Origin of the sequence: Candidatus Pelagibacter communis (genome assembly GCF_001180225.1) — a bacterium.
Taxonomy (GTDB): Bacteria; Pseudomonadota; Alphaproteobacteria; order Pelagibacterales; family Pelagibacteraceae; genus Pelagibacter; species Pelagibacter ubique_D.
This window is the reverse complement of the sequence record NZ_CVST01000055.1, coordinates 1-566: the sequence shown is the minus strand read 5'-3', so window position 1 is coordinate 566 and position 566 is coordinate 1. Positions and strand designations below refer to the sequence as shown.

The 566-nt window shown below is 17.7% G+C and carries 1 protein-coding gene; it reads left to right on the top strand.

Going from position 1 to position 566, the window contains the following annotated elements; all coding sequences use genetic code 11:
• Nucleotides 1–237: 237 nt before the first annotated feature.
• The coding region (locus AMN99_RS04280; RefSeq protein ID WP_256998108.1) for an LptF/LptG family permease at nucleotides 238–566 on the top strand (329 nt) is incomplete at its 3' end.

Sequence of the window (566 nt, the reverse complement as noted above, 5' to 3'; positions counted from 1 at the left end):
TCTTGTTTGGATTTATGACTATTTTAATTTCAGAAAGTTCTTTAAAATTTATTGAGGATAATTTTTATAGTAATATTAAAATTTTAATAATTCCTTTTTTAAAGTTGTTTATTCTATATTTTACTTTGAGAAAAAGTTTAATCAGTAATTTTACAAAAATTCGATAATTTTATGAAAACTTATATTAAATTTATTTTAAAAAATTATATAAAAAACTTAATTTTCGTTACACTTTTAATGTTTAGTCTATCAATAATTATAAATATGTTAGCTGAGTTTGAATTTTTTAACGAAATAGAGGTACCTACTTTTTATCCAATATACTTATCTATATTAAATTCACCAAGTCTAATTTTTGAAATGTTTCCGTTTATATTTTTAATTTCAACACAGCTATTTTATATTAATTTATATTCAAATAATCAAATTGAGCTATTTAAGTATTCAGGATTAAAAAACTCATCAATAATAAATATCTTATGCTTATTTAGTTTTATATTAGGGCTATTTATAATTTTTTGTTTTTATTTTTTATCATCAAACCTAAAAAGTTTATATTTAGAAAC